At 67.6% G+C, this 18859-nt stretch carries 18 protein-coding genes; 10 read left to right on the forward strand and 8 right to left on the reverse strand.

The window, feature by feature from the left end:
• The first annotated feature begins 23 nt into the window (after positions 1-23).
• Together EJO66_RS15355 and EJO66_RS15360 are read left to right on the forward strand one after the other, a co-directional pair.
• Positions 24-908 (forward strand): helix-turn-helix domain-containing protein, encoded by an 885-nt coding sequence (locus tag EJO66_RS15355; protein WP_240648582.1) that lies wholly within the window; start codon positions 24-26, stop codon positions 906-908.
• A 45-nt stretch (positions 909-953) separates the two neighbouring features.
• Entirely contained in the window at positions 954-1850 is an 897-nt protein-coding gene (locus EJO66_RS15360) for an SDR family NAD(P)-dependent oxidoreductase (RefSeq protein ID WP_124960519.1), read from the forward strand.
• Positions 1851-1879: 29 nt separating this feature from the next.
• Here the strand turns inward: EJO66_RS15360 and nth are convergent, their stop codons facing one another.
• Entirely contained in the window at positions 1880-2527 is a 648-nt protein-coding gene (gene nth, locus EJO66_RS15365) for an endonuclease III (protein ID WP_124960520.1), read from the reverse strand.
• A 106-nt stretch (positions 2528-2633) separates the two neighbouring features.
• On the opposite strand from nth, the gene EJO66_RS15370 reads away from it, so the two are divergent.
• Positions 2634-3821 carry an aminotransferase-like domain-containing protein gene (locus EJO66_RS15370; RefSeq protein ID WP_125965548.1) on the forward strand — a complete coding sequence of 396 codons (1188 nt, stop codon included), beginning with the start codon at positions 2634-2636 and terminating at the stop codon, positions 3819-3821.
• 9 nt (positions 3822-3830) lie between these two features.
• Here EJO66_RS15370 and EJO66_RS15375 read toward each other — a convergent pair whose 3' ends face one another.
• Entirely contained in the window at positions 3831-4058 is a 228-nt protein-coding gene (locus EJO66_RS15375) for a hypothetical protein (RefSeq protein WP_012747682.1), read from the reverse strand.
• Positions 4059-4118: 60 nt separating this feature from the next.
• On the opposite strand from EJO66_RS15375, the gene EJO66_RS15380 reads away from it, so the two are divergent.
• A complete protein-coding gene (locus EJO66_RS15380) occupies positions 4119-4445 on the forward strand; it encodes a DUF6172 family protein (protein WP_047787035.1) in 327 nt (108 codons plus the stop codon).
• A 19-nt stretch (positions 4446-4464) separates the two neighbouring features.
• Here EJO66_RS15380 and EJO66_RS15385 read toward each other — a convergent pair whose 3' ends face one another.
• The 3 genes from EJO66_RS15385 to mfd form a co-directional block, all read right to left on the reverse strand.
• The gene (locus tag EJO66_RS15385) at positions 4465-5532 is read right to left on the reverse strand and encodes an Ldh family oxidoreductase (RefSeq protein ID WP_124960522.1); all 1068 of its coding nucleotides are present in this window, start codon (positions 5530-5532) and stop codon (positions 4465-4467) included.
• Positions 5533-5721: 189 nt separating this feature from the next.
• Positions 5722-6435 (reverse strand): phosphoserine phosphatase SerB, encoded by a 714-nt coding sequence (serB, locus tag EJO66_RS15390; RefSeq protein WP_125965549.1) that lies wholly within the window; start codon positions 6433-6435, stop codon positions 5722-5724.
• Positions 6432-9929, reverse strand: a complete 3498-nt coding sequence (gene mfd / locus EJO66_RS15395; protein ID WP_124960523.1) for a transcription-repair coupling factor — start codon at positions 9927-9929, stop codon at positions 6432-6434. Before mfd ends, serB begins: the two co-directional genes overlap by 4 nt.
• A 114-nt stretch (positions 9930-10043) precedes the next feature.
• On the opposite strand from mfd, the gene ispD reads away from it, so the two are divergent.
• Entirely contained in the window at positions 10044-10757 is a 714-nt protein-coding gene (ispD, locus tag EJO66_RS15400; protein ID WP_124960524.1) for a 2-C-methyl-D-erythritol 4-phosphate cytidylyltransferase, read from the forward strand.
• Positions 10754-11248 carry a 2-C-methyl-D-erythritol 2,4-cyclodiphosphate synthase gene (gene ispF / locus EJO66_RS15405; protein ID WP_124960525.1) on the forward strand — a complete coding sequence of 165 codons (495 nt, stop codon included), beginning with the start codon at positions 10754-10756 and terminating at the stop codon, positions 11246-11248. The genes ispD and ispF overlap by 4 nt, the downstream gene beginning before the upstream one ends.
• A 1-nt stretch (position 11249) precedes the next feature.
• On the opposite strand, the gene EJO66_RS15410 is transcribed toward ispF, so the two are convergent.
• Complete coding sequence (locus tag EJO66_RS15410; RefSeq protein ID WP_124960526.1) at positions 11250-12659, reverse strand: sensor histidine kinase; 1410 nt, start codon at positions 12657-12659, stop codon at positions 11250-11252.
• Between the two features lie 76 nt (positions 12660-12735).
• Positions 12736-13467 carry an osmolarity response regulator transcription factor OmpR gene (ompR, locus tag EJO66_RS15415; RefSeq protein ID WP_012747691.1) on the reverse strand — a complete coding sequence of 244 codons (732 nt, stop codon included), beginning with the start codon at positions 13465-13467 and terminating at the stop codon, positions 12736-12738.
• 173 nt (positions 13468-13640) lie between these two features.
• Between ompR and EJO66_RS15420 the strand changes: the two genes are divergently transcribed.
• Positions 13641-13997 (forward strand): hypothetical protein, encoded by a 357-nt coding sequence (locus tag EJO66_RS15420; protein ID WP_124960527.1) that lies wholly within the window; start codon positions 13641-13643, stop codon positions 13995-13997.
• A 53-nt stretch (positions 13998-14050) separates the two neighbouring features.
• Positions 14051-14761, forward strand: coding sequence for an SIMPL domain-containing protein (locus EJO66_RS15425; RefSeq protein ID WP_124960528.1), 711 nt, complete (start codon positions 14051-14053; stop codon positions 14759-14761).
• A gap of 9 nt (positions 14762-14770) precedes the next feature.
• Here EJO66_RS15425 and EJO66_RS15430 read toward each other — a convergent pair whose 3' ends face one another.
• On the reverse strand, positions 14771-15541 hold the full coding sequence (locus EJO66_RS15430) for a 3-hydroxybutyrate dehydrogenase (RefSeq protein ID WP_124960529.1): 771 nt from the start codon (positions 15539-15541) through the stop codon (positions 14771-14773).
• Between the two features lie 68 nt (positions 15542-15609).
• Between EJO66_RS15430 and EJO66_RS15435 the strand changes: the two genes are divergently transcribed.
• Complete coding sequence (locus EJO66_RS15435) at positions 15610-16569, forward strand: alpha/beta fold hydrolase (RefSeq protein ID WP_223262372.1); 960 nt, start codon at positions 15610-15612, stop codon at positions 16567-16569.
• 106 nt (positions 16570-16675) lie between these two features.
• Positions 16676-18820 (forward strand): RelA/SpoT family protein, encoded by a 2145-nt coding sequence (locus EJO66_RS15440; protein ID WP_223262374.1) that lies wholly within the window; start codon positions 16676-16678, stop codon positions 18818-18820.
• Positions 18821-18859: the final 39 nt, after the last annotated feature.

Here is an 18859-nt window from a genome sequence, read left to right on the forward strand (position 1 = left end):
GCACGTCACCGTCCGTCACCGCCATGCCGAAACCGTCCACGAACGAGCGCCTGTACGTACGCCTCGACGACGATCCCTTGCACGGGCCGGAGGCCGGCATGCCCGCGGGTACGCTGCGCGCTTTTCCGGTCACCGGGCTGCTGCGGATGCACGTTGCGCACATTCTTCTCTACAGGGAAACGCTGCCCGAGGGCCGCGAGGTCCTGGAGCGCGTGCTGCCCGATGGGGCGGTGCGGCTGGTCTTCAACCTGGGCGATGCGCCCTCGGCGGGCGAGAGCGCCGGGCATGCGGTCGAGGCCATCGGCGCGTCGGCGGCGCCGGCCCTCGTGCGCCTGCGCCGGAAGATGGAAGGGCTGTCGGTGACCCTGCGTCCCGGCGCGGCCGCGGCGCTGCTGGGAAGGCCAGCCAGCGAGATCGCAGGCACTGCCGTGCACCTGGATGAACTGTGGCGCGGCCGTGGCGCCGAACTGCTCGAGCGCATCGCGCTGCAGCCGGACGACGCGGCGCGCGTGTCGGTGCTGTGCGCGGCCCTGCAGCGCCGGCTGGCCGATGGCGACGGCGCCGTCCACGCGGCGGCAATGCGCGCGGCGCAACTCATCGCCATGTCGGGCGGCCGGCGTCCGCTGCGCGAGGTGGCGGCTGCCGTCGGCCTTGGCGAGCGGCGGCTGCAGCAGGTCTTTCGGCAGCAGGTGGGGCTGTCGCCGCGGGCCTGGAGTCGGCTTGCTCGGCTGCATGCCTGCGTGCGCGCCTTGCGCCTGCAGCGCGAACCCGCCTGGGCGGACCTCGCGCTGGACGGGGGCTTCTATGACCAATCGCACCTCATCAACGAGTTCCAGGCGCTTTGCGGCCTCACGCCGACGGAGTTTCTGGGCCGCGCGATTTCGGGTTCTTCCAAGACGGCGGATTGACGCGGCCTTACTGTCGCTTCTCACTCGCAACGAAAGGACAGGACGATGCCATCCGAAAGCAGGGAGCGACAGTTGAAGGGCCGCGTGGCCGTGGTCACCGGCGCCAGCCGCGGCGCCGGCCGCGGCATTGCGGTGGAACTGGGCGCCGCGGGCGCCACCGTGTACGTCACCGGTCGAAGCACGCGCGAGCGGCCGGCAAACACCTATGGCCAGCTGCTCGCCCTCTCGGAACTCGATGTTCTGCCGGGCAGCGTCGACGAAACGGCCAACGAGGTCACACGCATGGGCGGACGAGGCATTCCGGTGCGCTGCGACCACGCGCAGGAAGACGAGGTGAAGCAGCTCTTTGCGCAGGTGCAGCGCGAGCAAGGCCGTGTGGATCTGCTCGTGAACAACGCCTGGGGCGGCCACGAGACGTTCAACGGCGTGTTCGAAGCGCCGTTCTGGGAGCATCCGCTTGCCAACTGGGACTCGATGTTCGACCGCGGCGTGCGCAACCACCTGCTCGCCAGCCGCTTCGCCGCGCCGCTGATGGTGGCGCAAAAGAGCGGGCTGATCGTGACCACCACCTTCTGGGACCGCGGCAACTACCTGCGCGGGAACCTGTTCTACGACCTGGCCAAATCGGCCATGGCCCGGCTGGCCTTTGGCATGGCGCAGGAGCTTCGCCCGCACGGCGTTGCTTCGCTGGCCGTGTCGCCGGGCTGGATGCGCACCGAGTTCGTGCTGGCCGGCCACAAGACCGACGAGGCGCATTGGCACGAGCGCCCGGCGCTGGCGCGGACCGAGTCGCCGCGCTATCTCGGCCGCGCGGTGGCCGCGCTGGCGGGCGATGCGCGGGTGCTCGAGAAAAGCGGCGGCGTGCACCGCGTGGCCGACCTGGCGCGCGAATACGGCTTCACCGACATCGATGGCCGGCAGGTCGAAGCGTTCGAGCTGTAGCCGGAGAACAGGCCGGGTACAGGCCGGTTTCAGGCCGACCTGGGCCGCGGCGTCTTCGGTTTGTAGTCGCAATAGGGTGCCACCGCGCATTCCCAGCACTTCGGCGTGCGCGCCACGCAGATGTAGCGCCCATGCAGGATGAGCCAGTGGTGCGCATGCAGCCGGAATTCGAACGGAACGCGTTTCTCCAGCTTGAGCTCCACTTCGAGCGGCGTCTTGCCCGGCGCAAGCCCGGTGCGGTTGCTGACGCGGAAGATGTGGGTGTCCACGGCGATCGTTGCTTCGCCGAACGCCACGTTGAGCACCACGTTGGCGGTCTTGCGGCCGACGCCCGGCAGCGCCTCGAGCTCGGCGCGCGTACGAGGCACTTCTCCGCCATGCTTCTCCACCAGGATGCGGCAGGTCTCGATCAGGTGTCTGGCCTTGCTGCGGTAGAGCCCGATGGTCTTGATGTAGTCCTCCAGGCCCTCCACGCCCAGCCGGAGCATCGCCTGCGGCGTGTTCGCCACCGGAAACAGCTTGCGCGTGGCCTTGTTCACGCCCACGTCGGTCGCCTGCGCCGAGAGCAGCACGGCGGCCAGCAGCTCGAAGGGCGTGGCGTATTCGAGTTCGGTTTCGGGGGTGGGGTTGGCCGCCTGCAAAGTGGCGAAGAAGAGGGGGATGTTGTCTTTTTTCATGGGGTTCCGGGCAAGGCGCCCAATATATCGCCGGCGGCCAAAAGCCCACCGTGCGGCACGCCGCCGCGCTTTCGCCACAATAGCGACCCAGAAAGTGAGACTTCCCATGCAATTCGCTTCCCGCCTCGACAACGTCGAAACCTCCGCCATCCGCGAACTCTTCAAGCTGCTCGGCAAGCCCGGCATCATCAGCTTTGCGGGCGGCTTCCCCGACAGCGCCATGTTCGACGTGGAGGGCCTGAAGGAGGCGAGCCAGAAGGCGCTGGCCGAGGAACCCGGCGGCGCGCTGCAATACGGCGCCACCGAAGGCTACGAGCCGCTGCGCAGCCAGCTCAGTTCCTTCATGAAGACCAAGGGCGTCGATGTCGACCCCAGCGGCCTGATCGTCACCACCGGCAGCCAGCAGGCGCTCGACCTGCTGGGCAAGACCATGATCTCGCCCGGCGACAAGGTGATCGTCGAAGGCCCGACCTTCCTGGCCACCATCCAGTGCTTCCGCCTCTACGGCGCGCAGCTCATCAGCGCGCCCATCGATGCCAACGGCGTGAAGACCGACGAGCTCGAGAAACTCATCGCCGAGCACAAGCCCAAGTTCGTCTACCTGATTCCCACCTTTGGCAACCCGAGCGGCGCCATGCTGAGCCTGGAGCGCCGCAAGAAGGTGCTCGAACTGGCCGTGAAGTACCAGACGCTGATCGTCGAGGACGACCCCTACGGCGACCTCTACTTCGGCGAAGCGCCGCCGCCTTCGATCCTGGCGCTGAGCAAGGACGTGCCAGGCAGCCGCGAGCTGCTCGCGCACTGCGGCAGCCTCAGCAAGGTGCTGAGCCCGGGCCTGCGCATCGGCTGGATGATCGCGCCGGCCGAGCTGCTCGCCAAGGCGACGATGTGCAAGCAGTTCAGCGATGCGCACACCAGCACCTTCTCGCAGGCCACCGCCGCGCAGTACCTCAAGAGCGGCCGCATGCCGGCCACGCTCGCGCACGTGCGCGAGGTCTACGGGCAGCGCGCGCAGGCCATGGGTGCGGCGCTCAAGCGCGAGCTGGGCGATGCGGTGAGCTTCACGCAGCCGCAGGGCGGCCTGTTCTTCTGGGCCCGCCTCACGGGCGCCAACGGCAAGCTGGCCGATGCCAACGAGTTGGCCAAGCGCGCCATCGAGAAGCTCGTGGCCTTCGTGCCCGGGGCACCGTTCTTCGCGGAGAAGCCCGATGTCGCGACGCTGCGGCTGAGCTTTGCGACGGCCGACGTGGCCAAGATCGAAGAGGGCGTGAAGCGCCTGGGCCAGGCCCTGTAGGCCTTCGTTTCAGGGCGAGCGGTGCAGGCGCGGCGCCGCCAGCAGCGCCAGGTTGTCCGCAATGGCCGCATCCACGTTCGGATAGCGGCCTTTCATTTTCGATAGCGTCATGATGGTCTGCAGCGCCTTCAGGTCCTTGACCGAGGGTGCGACCTTGATCTGCGCGATGGCCGCCGATGCGTTGCCGCCGTTGACCAATGCCATCACCTTGCTTGCCCAGTCGTTTGCGCGCGCCATGTCTTCACCTGCTTTCGTTTGAACCGCCGACTGTACACAGACAGCGAGTTAGGATCGACCATGAGAAAAACCTTTCAGCTTCAGGTCGAGGGCAAGCACCCCGACCGCCTCCTCGAAGCCATCAAGCACGAGATCCGCAAGTACATCAAGCGCGAGCGGCGCCGCGAGTTGCCCGAGGGCAGCGACTTCTGGGACTTCGATTGCAGGTTCGGCGCCTCGGCAGAAGCCGCCGAAGTCGTGCACCTGTCGGCCATCACAGGCCTGATCGACGGCATCGTCAAGGATGCCGGCAAGCAGTTCTACGTCGAGATCCTGGCCAAGCCTGGCAAGCGCAAGCCGCGCGCGGCCGGGGAGCCGGCGCAAGAAGAGCCGCCCGAAGAAATCTAGCCCGCCATCTCAGAGCAGCTCAGAGCAGCGCCTGCGCGAGCCGCAGGCCGTGGCGCTGCTCCGCATCCTGCAGCGAGCGCGCAATCGACGGGTGCAGCCGCACCCCGTCCTTCGACTGCGCGTCGCGGCGCTTCAAGCCGCCTTCGCCTGGCAGCCGCACAGGCCTGGCGGCATCGATCGGCCGGTTGTTGCGGCACTGCGCCGCCACGTGGTCCATCTGGTGCAGGAAAGCCTCCTTGCCGCCGAAGGCATGCAGATCGTGCAGTGTGACGTGCACCGTCGCGCCCCAGCCCTCGGGCGGATCGGCCCGGCCATGGCCCGCGAGGCCGGCCGTCAGCGTCTCGACCAGCAGTGCCATGCCGTAGCCCTTGTGCCCATGGCTCAGTCCGCCCACGGGCAGTAGCGTGCCGGGCGGCTGGTCGAACAGCACCTGCGGGTTGTTCGACGGCTTGCCGGCGGCGTCGATCAGCCATTCCTCCGCAAAGGTTTCGCCCGCGGCGCGCTTGCGGTTGCTCATGCCGTTGGTGGTGATGGAAGCCGAGATGTCGACCATCACGCCGCCTTGCGAGAGCGGAAAACCCATGGCCAGCGGATTCGGCGTGAATACCGCCTGCGTGCCGCCAAAGGGCGCGACGCTGGCGGTGTTGGGGTCGGAGCAGGCGAGCAGCATCAGCATGTCTTCCTCGAGCGCGCGCAGCATGTAGACGGCGAGGCAGGCGATGTGGTGGCTGCGGCGGATCACGAGCGAGGCGGTGCCGAGTTCGCGGGCGCGCGGAATCAGCAGGTCCATGCCCTGGTCCATGAGCCAGGGGCCGGGCAGGCGCTTGCCGTCCCAGAGCACGGCGGCGGGGCGGTCCGACAGCACTTCGGGCGCGCCGCCCGGTGTCATGCCGCCCGATTCGAGTTCCTTCACATAGCCGGCCAGCAGCGCGAGGCCGTGCGTGTCGTGCCCGAGCAGGTCGCCTTCGACCAGGGTGCGGCCGACGCTGTCGGCCATCGGCGCGGCGAGCCCGGCCTTCTGCAGCAGGGCGCTGGCGTAGTCCTTGAGCGCGTCGGCGCGGTAGAGCGGGGCGGTGGTGTCGGTCATGTCATGTCTCCATCAAGCTGCTTGTTGCGGGTGCTTGTGTTTGTGATGTGCGTGCTGGTTCGGACGTTTTTCGCGGGCGCGTGCACAGGGCTCGCCGCTGGTGTACCGCTGATCAACGACTGCTCCGCATAACGCCCGCCGTCGGCGGGAGCGCGTCCTGAACAAGCATTGCACGCACAACAACGACATTCACTCCAGAAGCTCCAACAGCCGTTCAAGCCCGCCCTCGTTGATCGCCACCATGGCCTGCTCGCGCACCTTCGGCTTGGCGTGATAGGCCACCGAAAGGCCGGCTTCCCCCATCATCGGCAGGTCGTTCGCACCATCGCCCACGGCAATGGCTTCCTGCGGAGAAATGCCCAGCAGGGATGCAACCTCGAGCAGCGTGCGGCGCTTCTCGGCGCCGTCGCAGATGTCGCCCCAGCTTTGCTGCACCACCTGACCGGTGAGCTTGCCGTCGGCCTCGTCGAGCAGGTTGGAGCGCGCGAAGTCGATGCCCAGGCGGTCCTTCACGCGGTTCGCAAAGAAGGTGAAGCCGCCCGACACCAGCAGCACCTTGAGGCCGGCCGCCTTGCAGGCTGCCACCAGTTCCGCCGCGCCCGGATTGAGCTTCAGCCGCTCGTCGTAGACCTGCTGCAGCGCCTCGACCGGCACGCCCTTGAGCAGCGCCACGCGTCGCCGCAGGCTTTCCTTGAAGTCCTTGATCTCGCCGCGCATCGTGGCTTCGGTGATCGCGGCCACCTCGGCCTTCTTGCCGACGGCATCGGCGATCTCGTCGATGCATTCGATGTTGATCAGCGTCGAGTCCATGTCGAACGCGATCAGCTTGAAATCAGCCAGATTCAGCGGCGGCTTCATGCGCTGGATGACGAGGCCGGGGGAGATTTCTGTGATTGCGCTCATGCGGGGGCGGGTTCCTTGACGATCGGTTGTCCGAGGCTGCGCAGCACGTCGCGCACCATTTGCGCACGCTCCTTGGGCTCTTTCAGCTCGCGCTCGATGCGCAGCTTCTCGTTGCCCGCGAGCTTGATGTGCTTGTTCTTCTGGATCAGGTGGATGATGGCCATCGAGTCCACCGGCGGATCCTTCTTGAACGTGATGTGGATGATGCCCGGCGCCGCATCCACCTTCACCACGCCATAGGGCCGTGCCAGCACGCGCAGCCGGTGCGTGTCGATCAGCGTCTGCGCCTGCGGCGGCAGCTTGCCGAAGCGGTCGACGATTTCTTCGAGCAAGGTGTCGATCTGCTCGGGCGTCTTTGCCGTAGCCAGCTTCTTGTAGAACGACAGGCGCAGGTGCACGTCGCCGCAGTAGTCGTCGGGCAGGAGGGCGGGCGCGTGCAGGTTGATCTCGGTGGTGACCGACAGCGGCGCGAGCAGGTCGGGCTCCTGCCCGGCCTTGAGCGCGCGAACGGCCTCGCTCAGCATCTCGTTGTAGAGCTGGAAGCCGATCTCCATCATGTTGCCGCTCTGGTTTTCGCCCAGCACTTCGCCCGTGCCGCGGATTTCCAGGTCGTGCATCGCAAGATAGAAGCCCGAGCCCAGTTCTTCCATCTGCTGGATGGCGTCGAGCCGCTGCGCCGCCTGCTTGGTCAGGCCTTCGGTGTCCGGCACCATCAGGTAGGCATAGGCTTGGTGGTGCGAGCGGCCGACGCGCCCGCGCAGCTGGTGCAACTGCGCCAGGCCGAACTTGTCTGCGCGGCTCATCACGATGGTGTTGGCGGTCGGCACGTCGATGCCGGTCTCGATGATGGTCGAGCACAGCAGGAGGTTGTAGCGCTGCGCCACGAAGTCGCGCATCACGCGCTCGAGTTCGCGCTCGGGCATCTGGCCGTGGGCCACGGCGATGCGGGCCTCGGGCAATATCTCCTCGAGCTTCTGTCGCCGGTTCTCGATGGTCTCGACCTCGTTGTGCAGGAAGTAGACCTGCCCGCCGCGCTTCAGTTCGCGCAGCACGGCTTCGCGGATCACGCCAGTGCCCTCGTTTCGCACGAAGGTCTTGATGGCGAGGCGCCGCTGCGGCGCGGTCGCGATCACGCTGAGGTCGCGCAGGCCTTCGAGCGCCATGCCCAGCGTGCGCGGAATCGGCGTGGCGGTGAGCGTGAGCACGTCGACCTCGGCGCGCATGGCCTTCATCGCCTCCTTGTGGCGCACGCCGAAGCGATGCTCCTCGTCGATGATGAGCAGGCCCAGGTTCTTGAACTTGACCGATTGCGAAAGCAGCTTGTGCGTGCCGACCACGATGTCGACCGTGCCTTCGGCCAGGCCCTTGGCCGCCGTGGTGATCTCCTTGGCCGAGCGGAAGCGGCTCATCTCGGCCACCTTGACCGGCCACTTGGCGAAGCGGTCGACCAGCGTCTGGTAGTGCTGCTCGGCCAGGAGCGTGGTGGGTGCGAGGAAGGCCACCTGCTTGCCGCCGGTGATCGCGATGAAGGCGGCGCGCAGCGCCACCTCGGTCTTGCCGAAGCCCACGTCGCCGCAGACCAGGCGGTCCATCGGCTGCGGCGAGATCATGTCCTGCACCACGGCGTGGATCGCGGCCTTCTGGTCGGCGGTTTCCTGGAAGCCGAAGTCGTTGGCGAACACCTCGTAGTCGGCAGCCGAATAGCGGAAGGCATGGCCCTGGCGTGCGGCGCGGCGGGCGTAGATGTTGAGCAGCTCGGCGGCCGAGTCGCGCACCTGCTCGGCGGCCTTGCGCTTGGCCTTTTCCCACTGGCCGGAGCCCAGCTTGTGCAGCGGCGCCTCGTCGGCGCTGACGCCGGTGTAGCGGCTGATCTGGTGCAGCTGCGAGACGGGCACGTAGAGCGTGGCCTTGTCGGCGTATTCCAGGTGCAGCATTTCCTGCAGCAGCGGCTTGCCTTCGGCGTCGGTGCCCTGGCCCAGGTCCATGTGGATCAGGCCGCGGTAGCGTCCGATGCCGTGCGCAGTGTGGACCACCGGGTCGCCGACGTTGAGCTCGGACAGGTCCTTGATCAGCGCCTCGACGTCGCTGACCTGTTCCTGCTTCTTGTTGCGCCGGCGCGTGGTGGGCGCGGTGGCGAAGAGCTCGGTCTCGGTGACGAAGTCGATGCCCTGCTCGCGCCACGCGAAGCCCGATGCCAGCGCGGCGGTGGCGATGCCGATCTTCTCGTCGGTGGAAGCCTCGAACTCGGCCAGCGAATCGAAGGCCGGCGGACTCACGCCGCTGGCGCGCAGGAAGTCGAGCAGGCTCTCGCGCCGGCCCTCGCTTTCGGCGATCAGCAGCACGCGGTGGGGCGTGGCCTTGATGTGGGCCTTGAGGCCGACCAATGGATCTTCAGCGCCGCGCACCACGGCAAAGGGCGGCAGTCTGTCGAACTCGGCGTAAGGCGTGTCGGTGGCAATGTCGCCGCCGCCGGTGTTTCCGCGAATGGCGAGCTGCGCATGCGGCTTGGCGCGCTGGTAGAACTGCTCGGCGCTCAGGAACAGCGCCTCGGGCGGCAGCGCCGGGCGTTCGGGGTCGCCGCGCACCAGGCGGTAGCGCTCGCTGGCGTCCTGCCAGAAATGCTGGAACGCGGGCTCGAGGTCGCCGTGCAGCACCACGGTGGCGTCCGCACCCAGGTAGTCGAACACCGTGGCCGTCTCGTCGAAGAACAGCGGCAGGTAGTACTCGATGCCGGCGGTGGCCACGCCGTTGCCCATGTCCTTGTAGATGCGGCTCTTGGTCGGGTCGCCTTCGAGCAGTTCGCGCCAGCGGCTGCGAAAGCGTGCACGGGCGTCGTCGTCCATCGGGAACTCGCGGCCCGGCAGCAGCCGCACTTCCGGCACCGGATAAAGGCTGCGCTGGGTGTCGGGGTCGAAGGTGCGGATCGAGTCGATCTCGTCGTCGAACAGGTCGACGCGAAACGGCACCATCGAGCCCATCGGAAAGAGGTCGATCAGGCCGCCGCGCACCGCGTATTCGCCCGGGCTCACCACCTGCGTCACGTGGCTGTAGCCGGCCAGCGTGAGCTGGGCCTTGAGCTTGGATTCCTCAAGCTTCTGCTTGGCCTTGAAGTGGAAGGTGTAGCCGGCCAGGAAGGCCGGCGGCGCGAGCCTGTAGAGCGCGGTGGTGGCGGGCACCAGCACCACGTCGGCCTCTTTCTGGCTGATGCGCCAGAGCGTGGCCAGGCGCTCGCTGATCAGGTCCTGGTGCGGCGAGAAGCTGTCGTAGGGCAGCGTTTCCCAGTCGGGGAAGAGGGCGCAGCGCAGCTCGGGCGCGAAGAAGGCGATTTCGTCGATCAGCCGCTGCGCGTCGTTGGCGTCGGCCGTGAACATCGCGGTGGCGCGGCCCGCGGCCTTCTCGCGCATGCCCAGCTGCGCCAGCAGCAGGGCATCGGCCGACAAAGGAGGACGCGGCAGCGTGAATCGCTTGCCCGCCGTGAGGTGGGGGAGGTCCATGGAACGCTTTGAAAATGCAGAACACCCCGCGCCGCTGGCGAGGGGTGTGAGACGGTCGATTCTAGAATGGCGGCCCTTTATCCGCTTGCCGGCCGCTGGCCCGCGCCGCACCCCATGTCTTCTTCCCGACTTTTCGTGCTGATTCCTTGTGCCGGTTTCGGCCACCGTGCAGGTGGCGTTCAGCCCAAGCAATACCAGCGGTTGGCGGGATCGTCGATGGTGGCCCACACGGTGGCTGCGTTCCGCGCGCTGGCAGGCCGCTTTGCCGGCCTGGCGGTGGTGGTGTCGCCGGACGACCGCGAGGTGCAGACGGCGCTGCCGCGCTTTCCGGCGGACAGCGAATTCCTGCTGCGCGTGGGGGGCGTCACGCGCGCAGCCACGGTGCGCAATGGTCTCGCGGCGCTGCGGCAGAAGGGCGCCGGGGCGCATGACTGGGTGCTGGTGCACGACGCGGCGCGTTGCCTGGTCACGTCGAGCCAGATCGAGGCGCTGATCGCGGCCTGCGAGCACGACGCCGTCGGCGGGCTGCTGGCGCAGCGGCTGGCCGACACGCTGAAGGCGTCCTCGGCCGACAGCCGCGTCACCCAGACCCTTTCGCGGGCCGACAAGTGGCTGGCCCAGACGCCGCAGATGTTCCGCATCGGCATGCTGCTCGATGCGCTGGAGCGGGCGGGCGACGCGGTGACCGACGAGGCCGGCGCCATCGAGGCCATCGGCCTGTCGCCCCTGCTGGTGCCGGGCAGCGCACAGAACTTCAAGGTCACCTTTCCCGAGGACTTCGCGCTGGCCGAGGCGGTGCTGCTCGGCCGCCGAAAGGCCATCGCATGACGGCCGCGTTCAACATCCGCGTGGGCGAGGGCTGGGACGTTCATCAGCTGGTGGCAGGGCGCAAGCTCATCCTCGGCGGCGTGGAGGTTCCGCACACGACCGGCTTGCTGGGGCATTCGGATGCCGACGTGCTGCTGCATGCCATCACCGATGCATTGTTCGGCGCGGCCGGCCTGGGCGACATCGGCCGGCATTTTCCCGACACCGACGCGCAGTTTCGCGGCGCCGATTCGGCGGTGCTGCTCGGCGAAGCGGCACGCCGCGTGCGCGCCGCGGGCTGGGAGATCGGCAATGTCGACAGCACGGTGATTGCGCAGGCGCCCAAGCTGGCACCGCACATCCCGGCCATGTGCCGGCGCATCGCCCAGGTGCTGGGGCTGGCGCCCGATCAGGTCAACGTGAAGGCCAAGACGGCCGAAAAGCTCGGCCCGGTCGGCGAAGGCCGCGCGATGGAAGCCCGCGCGGTGGTGCTGCTGCACCGCCAGGGCTGACTCAGGCCCGCCGGCCTTGGGCTTCCGCCGGCCTCGGCTCGGGCATGGCGCGCGGCATGCGGATGTGCGCCGCCAGGCCGCGTCCGGGCGTGCTGGTGAGCGCAAAGGTGCCGCCCATGCGCTCGATGTTCTTTGCCACGATCGACAGGCCGAGCCCGGCACCGGCCGCGGACGTGCGCGCCACGTCGCCGCGGAAGAAGGGCTTGGTCAGCTGCGAGAGCAGGGCGGGCTCGACGCCCGCGCCGTGGTCGCGCACCTTGATCAGCACCGCGTCGTTGTTCGACTGCGCCTGGATCACCACGTCGGCAATGCCGGTGGAGGGCGTCTTGCCGTAGCGCCGCGCGTTCTCCACCAGGTTGGAGATCACGCGCGTGAGCTCGACCTCGTCGCCCAGCACGCGCAGGTCGGGCGGCACGTCGACCCGGATATTCATCTCTTCGTAGTCCTGCACGGCATAGGTGCAGGCGTCGACCACGTCGCGCAGCAGCACGGGCTTGGGGTCGACATGGTCGGGGCGCGCGTAGTCCAGGAACTTGTCGATGATGGCGTCCAGCTGGGCGATGTCGGCCGCCATGTGGTCGCGGGCGTCCTCGTCGGACACGCTCATCTCGGTTTCGAGCCGCAGCCGCGCGAGCGGCGTGCGCAGGTCGTGCGAGATGCCGGCCAGCATGATGGCGCGGTCCTGCTCGATCTTGGCGAGCTGGTCGGCCATGCGGTTGAAGCCGATGTTGACCGCGCGGATCTCGTTGGTGCGGGCGCTCTCGTCGAGCCGGTGCGCCTCGTATTCGCCTTCGCGCACCTGCATGGTGGCGCGCGACAGCTGCTTGAGCGGCAGGTTGATGAGCCGCGTGATCAGCGCCGCGCCGGCCAGGGACAGGGCCATGGCGGTGCTGAGCCAGACCAGCCAGGTGCGTCCGCCCACGCGACTGAAGCGGGTCGGGTCGAGCAGCAGCCAGTAGGTATCGCTCTCGATGGTGAAGCCGATCCACAGGCCGGGCTCGTCGTTGACGCGGCTGGCCACCGTGGTGCCTTCGCCGAGCTGGTCGATCAGCTCCTCGGTCACGCGCTGGTCGAGCGCGCCGCTGGTGTAGGGCTGGAAGCGGTCGTTGGGTTCGCGCGGCAGGATGCGAACGCCCTCCTGGTCGGCCAGCGTCTTGATCAGCGACACCCGCGTGATCGCATCCGAATACACCAGCGCCGCGCGGGTGAGGTTCACGAGCGAGGCGATCTGGTGCGCCGTCTGGATGGCGCGCGGCTCGTATTCGAGCGAGCGGAAGGTCTGCAGCCAGGCGACCGTACAGCCAATCAGCAGCAGTGCGAGCAGGAAGAATGTGCGCCAGAAAAGGCTGAAGCCGAGCTTCAGGCCCGGTCGCCGGTCACGCTGGCCGCTGCCCTCCAGGGGGCTTGGCATGGTGACCTGTGCGCCGTCCTCCTGGGCTGGGCTGGGTCTGGCGGATTGCAGGCCGATGGCCACCTCAGGGTGTCGTTCAGGCCGTGCCGTCCGGCACGAACACGTAGCCCACGCCCCACACGGTCTGGATGTAGCGGGGCGCCGCGGCATCGGCCTCGACCAGCTTGCGCAGGCGCGAGATCTGCACGTCGAGGCTGCGGTCGAAGGGCTCGAACTCGCGGCCGCGGGCCAGCTGGGCGAGCTTCTCGCGCGACAGCGGCTGGCGCGGATGGCGCACCAGCGCCTTCAGCATCGCGAATTCGCCGGTGGTCAGGGAGAGTTCCTCGCCGTCCTTCTTGAGCGTGCGCGAACCCAGGTCGAAGGCAAAGGGCCCGAAGGTCACCGTCTCGTTCTCGGTGGAAGGGGCGCCGGGCGCTTCGAGCGGCGGACGGCGGCGCAGCACCGCGTGCACGCGCGCCAGCAGCTCGCGGGGGTTGAACGGCTTGCCCAGGTAGTCGTCCGCGCCGACCTCGAGGCCGACGATGCGGTCGACGTCCTCACCCTTGGCGGTGAGCATGATGATCGGCGTGCGGTCGTTGGCGGCACGCAGGCGGCGGCAGACCGACAGGCCGTCTTCGCCGGGCATCATCAAGTCGAGCACGATCAGGTCGACCGTGTCGCGCAACAGGATGCGGTTGAGCGCCTTGCCGTCCTCGGCCACGATCACTTCGAAACCTTCCTGGGTCAGGTAGCGGCGAAGCAGGTCGCGGATGCGGGCGTCGTCGTCGACGATCACGATCTTGTCAGTGCGGGCGGGAACTTGAGTCATTTCTACAACGTTGAATTTGTAACAGCGCCGATTCTGAAGGCGTTGAGCCCCCGTTGAGCCGGTTTTACTTATGGTTTGACACTAAGTTACAAAACTTGCGGTCGCTAGCTGTCTAGTCATCCGACGTTCGCCTGGCAGTGGCAAAGTCCAGCCAGCGCTACGACTTTTGTTCAATGAGAACCCTTCTTCCCGTCCTGCCGATCCTTGTTGCCTGCAGCTGCGGCCCTGCCTTGGCAAACGCTGGCGAGTTTCTCAGGGTGGGTGATTCGCGGCGCAACGAGGTACGTGAGGCGGTAGCGGCCCACCGTGCCGCGCAGCGCGACGAAATCCGGCGGGAAGAGGCCGTGGCCGGCAGGCGCCTCACGGCGGCCGAACTCTTCGAACTGCGCCAGCAGGTGCGAAGGCAATGGACGCCGCCTGGCACACCCAACGTGCTGAATTCGGCAGAATCGCAACCGGCCGAGCGAATGGTGCCGGAGCCGATGTCGGCCGCGCGCGCCCTGACCTTGCCCCGCAGCCAGCGCCGCTGAAGCGGCGAGTGCTGCGCGTTCTCTTAATACCAACCCAGGGGAGTTAGCTCGTCTTGAAAAAAATCAGTTTGATCGCGGCTTGCGTCGCGCTGGCTGCGGCAGGCGCCGCAAGCACCGCCATGGCCCAGAACATGGTCCCGCCGCCGCAGAACGTGCTGCAGCTCACGGCCTCAGGCACGGTGGAAGTGCAGCAGGACATGCTCAGCATGACGCTCACCACCACGCGCGACGCAGCCGATGCCGCCACGGTCCAGTCGCAGCTCAAGGCCGCGGTGGACGCGGCCCTGGCCGAGGCGAAGAAAAACGCCCAGCCCGGCCAGCTCGACGTGCGCACCGGCAATTTCAGCCTGTCGCCGCGCTACACCCGCGAAGGCAAGATCAACGGCTGGCAGGGCACTGCGGAAATGGTGCTCGAGGGCCGAGACTTCCCGCGCATCACGCAGACCGCGGGCCGCATCACCACGCTGAACGTCGGCAACGTGGGCTTCGCATTGAGCCGCGAGCAGCGCGCCAAAAGCGAGACCGAGGCCCAGACCATCGCCATCGAAAACTTCAAGCAGAAGGCCACCGAACTGGCCAAGGGCTTCGGCTTCGGCGGCTACACGCTGCGCGAAGTGTCGGTGAATGCGAACGACAACGGCCCGATCCGGCCGCGCGTCATGGCGGCGGCTGCCAAGTCTTATGCGGCCGATGCGCCGGTGCCGGTGGAAGCCGGGAAGACCAGCGTGGTCGTGAACGTCTCGGGATCGGTGCAGCTCAAATAGCTTCTTCTGCTATTGAGCGGTCCAGCCGCCGTCCATCTGCCAGGCGACGCCGCGCACCTGGTCGGCGGCGGGCGAGCACAGGAACACCGCAAGGCCGCCGAGCTGCTCGACCGTGGTGAACTGCAGCGAAGGCTGCTTTTCCCCCAGCAATTCGTTCTGCGCCTGCGTGGCCGAGATGCCTTCCCGTGCCGCGCGGTCGTCGATCTGCTTTTGCACCAGCTGCGTCAGCACCCAGCCCGGGCAGATCGCATTGCTCGTGATGCCGGTGGTCGCGGTTTCGAGCGCCACCGACTTGGTGAAGCCCACGATGCCGTGCTTGGCCGCCACGTAGGCCGACTTCTGCGCCGACGCCACCAGCCCGTGGGCCGATGCCACGTTGATGATGCGGCCCCAGTTGGCCTCGCGCATCGCCGGAACGGCGAGCCGGGTCGTGTGGAACGCGCTGGTGAGATTGATGGCGATGATGGCGTCCCAGCGTTCAGGCGGAAAGTCCTCGACCTTTGCCACGTGCTGGATGCCGGCGTTGTTGACGAGGATGTCGACGCGGCCGAACCTGGACGCGGCGAACTTCATCATGTCCTCGATCTGGCCGGGCTGGCTCATGTCGGCGCCGTGATACTCGGCGCGCACGCCGAGCGCCTCGATCTGGGCCTTGGGAGTTTCGGCGTCGCCGAAGCCGTTGAGCACGATGTGTGCGCCCTGTTGTGCGAGCGCCTTGGCAATGGCAAGGCCAATGCCGCTGGTGGACCCCGTGACAAGCGCGGTTTTGCCTTTGAGCATGAAGATCAATCTCCGGATGAATTAGGATGCGACGAGACCATTATCCGCACCAGGACGACTTCGTTTTCATGACAGAACCGACGCTTCATTACGTGGCGTGCGATGACGCCCAGGGCGGTCACCGCATGGCCTACTGGCAATGGGGCGACGCGCGCAGCGCGCGCGTGGTGGTCTGCGTGCACGGCCTCACGCGGCAGGGACGCGACTTCGACGTGCTTGCACAGGCCCTCGTGGCACGCGCCGCCGGCGACGTGCGCGTGGTCTGTCCCGACGTGGCGGGGCGCGGCCGAAGCGACTGGCTGCGCGACCCGGCCCTCTACCAGGTGCCGATCTATGCGGCCGACATGCTGGCGCTCGTTGCGCAGCTGCACCGCGAACAACCGATCGACACGCTCGACTACCTGGGCACCAGCATGGGCGGGCTGATCGGCTTCGTTCTGGCGGGGCACAAGCAATTGCCGCTGGCCCGGCCGATACGCCGCTTCATCGTGAACGACGTCGGCCCGACGATCGAGGCGGCGGCGCTTCAACGCATCGGCGCCTACGTGGGGCAGGGCGGCCGCTACGAAAGCCTGCAGTCGGCGGCCGACGCCATGTGGGCGATCTCGACCAGCTTCGGTCCGCATACGCCCGCCCAGTGGCTCTCGCTGTCGCAGCACATGGTGGTGCCTGCGTCGCAGCGCACGGCCGATGGCACCGCCAAGGTGGAGGCCGGTGAATCCCGTGGCGATTCGGCCGGCCCCTGGCTGCTTCACTACGACCCGGCCATTGCCGTTGCGCTGCGCGCCATCACGCCCGAGGCTGCGGCCCAGGGCGGGGCGGTGATGTGGAGCCTTTATGACGCCATCGATGCGCGCACGCTCGTGACGCGCGGCGCCCAGTCGGACCTGCTCTCGCGCGAAACGGCCCTCGCCATGACGCAGCGCGGCCCCCACGCGGCGCTGATCGAGTTCGAGGGCGTGGGCCATGCGCCCACCTTCGTCGACCCCGGGCAGGTAGGCGCCATCACCAACTTCCTGTTCGATTGAGGCCAACGTGAAGCGCGAGTCTTCGAGTCTTCAAACGGCGCACGCCTCCGATACGGCGGTGGTGGACTATCCCTTGTCCGCCGCCACGGCCGACCGCACGCCGGTCATGGAGAACATGCTCGCCCGTGCGCGCGCTTTCGCAGAGCCGCTGATCGCCGACGAAAAGCTCGACACCGGCGAGAACACGCTGGCGCATGCCGACGCCGTCGCGGCCATCGTCGCGAAGATGGGCGGCTCCGAGGCCATGCAGGCCGCGAGCTACCTGGTCTACGCCTGCCAGCATCTCAACCGCCCGCAGGAGGTCATCGCCAAGGTGTTCGGCGACAACTTCGCGGCGCTGGCAGTCGAAACCACCAAGCTCGTGCGCGTGCAGGAGCAGGCCCGCTCGGCTTCGCAAGGCCATCACCTGGCCGAGGGCGCGGCGGGCGCGCAGACCGAGAACGTGCGCAAGATGCTGCTCGCGTTCTCGCGCGACCTGCGCGTGGTCATGCTGCGCCTCGCATCGCGGCTGCAGACCCTGCGGCATGCCGCCGCCAGCAAGCAGCCGGCGCCCGAAAGCGTGGCGCGCGAGTCGCTGCAGGTGTTCGCGCCGCTCGCCAACCGGCTCGGCATCTGGCAGGTGAAGTGGGAGATCGAGGACCTTTCGTTCCGCTTCCTGGAGCCCGAGACCTACAAGCTGATCGCGCGCCTGCTCGATGAGAAGCGCGTCGAGCGCGAAGGCCATGTCGAGCAGTTGCGCTCGCAGCTCGAAAGCGAGCTGCAGGCCGAAGGCGTGCGCGCCACGGTGCAGGGCCGGCCGAAGAACATCTACAGCATCGTCAAGAAAATGCGCGGCAAGTCGCTCGACTTCGCGCAGGTGTTCGACATCCTCGCGCTGCGCGTGGTGGTGCCCGACGTGAAGGACTGCTACGCGGCGCTGGCCTGGGTGCACTCGCATTTCCTGCCGATCGACGAAGAGTTCGACGACTACATCGCGCGGCCCAAGCCCAACGGCTACCAGTCGCTGCACACCGTGGTGCGCGAGATGGTCGACGGCAAGCCCGGCAAGCCGATCGAGATCCAGATCCGCACGGAGGAAATGCACGACCATGCCGAGCACGGCGTGGCGGCGCACTGGGCCTACAAGGAAGCCGGACACAAGGGCTATGCGGGCGTGTGGGCGAGCGGCGAATACGACGCGAAGATCGCCGTGCTGCGGCAACTGCTGGCATGGGAGCGCGACCTTTCGGGCGGTTCGCAAGGCCAGGGGCTCTTCGACGACCGCATCTATGTGCTCACGCCCGACGCGGCCATCGTCGAACTGCCGCAGGGCGCAACGCCGGTCGACTTTGCCTACACCGTGCACACCACGCTGGGCCACCGCTGCCGCGGAGCGCGCGTCGACGGGGCCATGGTGCCGCTCAACACGCCGCTGTCCAACGGCCAGACGGTCGAGATCATCGCGGCCAAGGAGGGCGGTCCTTCGCGCGACTGGCTCAATGCCGAGCTCGGCTACCTTGCAAGCCACCGCGCGCGTGCCAAGGTGCGTGCATGGTTCAACGCGCAAATCACACACGAAACCGTGGCGCGCGGGCGCGAGGCAGTCGAAAAACTGCTGCAGCGCGAAGGCAAGACCTCCACGCGGCTCGAGGACCTGGCTTCGCAGTTGGGCTTCAAGTCGGCGGACCATTTGTTCGAAGTGGTCGGCAAGGACGAGTTCTCGCTGCGCAACATCGAGGTGCTGCTGCGTCCGCCCGAGCCCGCGCCCAACCCCGACGACGGCGTGCAGATCAAGAAGCCGCGCGCGAGCGAGAAGTCCGGCAAGGGCGGCGTGCTGGTGGTGGGCGTGTCCTCGTTGATGACCCAGCTTGCCAAGTGCTGCAAGCCCGCGCCGCCCGACGCCATCCGCGGCTTCGTGACGCGCGGCCACGGCGTGAGCGTGCACCGCGTCGACTGCAGCAATTTCCGAATGATGGCCTCGCGCGATGGCGAGCGCGTGATCGATGTCGAATGGGGCGCCGCGAAGGGCGGCGAAGCGCCGGTCTATGCAGTCGACGTGGCCGTCGAAGCGGCCGACCGCCAGGGCCTGCTGCGCGATATCTCCGACGTGTTCGCACGCGAGAAGATGAACGTGATCGGCGTGCAGACCCAATCGGTCAAGGGCACGGCATGGATGACTTTCACCGTGGAAATCTCCGATGCGGCGCGGCTCACGCAGGTACTTGGCGTGGTGACGGCGGTTGCCGGTGTGCGATCTGCACGTCGGCGCTGAAAAGCGCGTTTTCTCCTGCTACAATAGCTGCTTCTCGGA

Source organism: Variovorax beijingensis (genome assembly GCF_003951285.1).
Lineage (GTDB): Bacteria > Pseudomonadota > Gammaproteobacteria > Burkholderiales > Burkholderiaceae_C > Variovorax > Variovorax beijingensis.

Bases quoted from the DNA above. Each gene is read 5' to 3' on its own strand.
- EJO66_RS15355 (WP_240648582.1), top strand. From the start codon at position 24: ATGCCGAAACCGTCCACGAACGAGCGCCTGTACGTACGCCTCGACGAC.
- EJO66_RS15360 (WP_124960519.1), top strand. From the start codon at position 954: ATGCCATCCGAAAGCAGGGAGCGACAGTTGAAGGGCCGCGTGGCCGTG.
- nth (WP_124960520.1), bottom strand. From the start codon at position 2,527: ATGAAAAAAGACAACATCCCCCTCTTCTTCGCCACTTTGCAGGCGGCC.
- EJO66_RS15370 (WP_125965548.1), top strand. From the start codon at position 2,634: ATGCAATTCGCTTCCCGCCTCGACAACGTCGAAACCTCCGCCATCCGC.
- EJO66_RS15375 (WP_012747682.1), bottom strand. From the start codon at position 4,058: ATGGCGCGCGCAAACGACTGGGCAAGCAAGGTGATGGCATTGGTCAAC.
- EJO66_RS15380 (WP_047787035.1), top strand. From the start codon at position 4,119: ATGAGAAAAACCTTTCAGCTTCAGGTCGAGGGCAAGCACCCCGACCGC.
- EJO66_RS15385 (WP_124960522.1), bottom strand. From the start codon at position 5,532: ATGACCGACACCACCGCCCCGCTCTACCGCGCCGACGCGCTCAAGGAC.
- serB (WP_125965549.1), bottom strand. From the start codon at position 6,435: ATGAGCGCAATCACAGAAATCTCCCCCGGCCTCGTCATCCAGCGCATG.
- mfd (WP_124960523.1), bottom strand. From the start codon at position 9,929: ATGGACCTCCCCCACCTCACGGCGGGCAAGCGATTCACGCTGCCGCGT.
- ispD (WP_124960524.1), top strand. From the start codon at position 10,044: ATGTCTTCTTCCCGACTTTTCGTGCTGATTCCTTGTGCCGGTTTCGGC.
- ispF (WP_124960525.1), top strand. From the start codon at position 10,754: ATGACGGCCGCGTTCAACATCCGCGTGGGCGAGGGCTGGGACGTTCAT.
- EJO66_RS15410 (WP_124960526.1), bottom strand. From the start codon at position 12,659: ATGCCAAGCCCCCTGGAGGGCAGCGGCCAGCGTGACCGGCGACCGGGC.
- ompR (WP_012747691.1), bottom strand. From the start codon at position 13,467: ATGACTCAAGTTCCCGCCCGCACTGACAAGATCGTGATCGTCGACGAC.
- EJO66_RS15420 (WP_124960527.1), top strand. From the start codon at position 13,641: ATGAGAACCCTTCTTCCCGTCCTGCCGATCCTTGTTGCCTGCAGCTGC.
- EJO66_RS15430 (WP_124960529.1), bottom strand. From the start codon at position 15,541: ATGCTCAAAGGCAAAACCGCGCTTGTCACGGGGTCCACCAGCGGCATT.
- EJO66_RS15435 (WP_223262372.1), top strand. From the start codon at position 15,610: ATGACAGAACCGACGCTTCATTACGTGGCGTGCGATGACGCCCAGGGC.
- EJO66_RS15440 (WP_223262374.1), top strand. From the start codon at position 16,676: ATGGAGAACATGCTCGCCCGTGCGCGCGCTTTCGCAGAGCCGCTGATC.